The 569-nt window shown below is 39.2% G+C and carries 1 protein-coding gene; it reads left to right on the top strand.

What is annotated here, in order from left to right; translation table 11 throughout:
* Nucleotides 1–569 (top strand): hypothetical protein (locus ACX3PU_RS10250; RefSeq protein WP_459084940.1); only part of this gene is annotated, 569 nt, incomplete at both ends.

The raw sequence follows: 569 nt of genomic DNA on the forward strand, positions 1-569 counted from the left end.
CTTTCTAAGGATTTCAAAAACTCCTATTCTGTTCTTTCTGATGCTTTATTAATTCTGAAGCATGAAGAGGATTTTACAGCCCTTGCCTTGACTCACTATTATTTAGGGAAAGTTATACTTCAAATAGATAACACGGCATATGGCATGGCAAATGCCAAGAGACATTTTTTGATCGTGGATTCCCTGTTTTCGAAGTACGGGTTCTTTGAACCGGAACTTCGATCCAATTATAGGTACTTAATCCAAAGCAGTGAATCGAAGACTGACCCTAAGCAGAAACTATATTATTTTAATCAACTAATCAAATTAGATAGCATAGGAAATAGAGAGGCGGCTTACATGGCCTCAACCGTCCTAAGAGAATTTGACCCCGCTACTGAGAGCGTCAAATCAAGAACGAATGCCGAATCAATGAAAGACCGTATGATTCAACTTCTGATAATTCTCTCAATTGGAGGGGGCCTCTTTTTACTTATCTATTTCAAACCAAAAAGATCCGTCATACTAAGGAAGGGAAAGCTTCTTGATTTAACAGCTCTACGAACAGTAGAGGGGCCCTCCGAACCTTT

This window comes from Chryseobacterium sp. A301 (genome assembly GCF_054489425.1).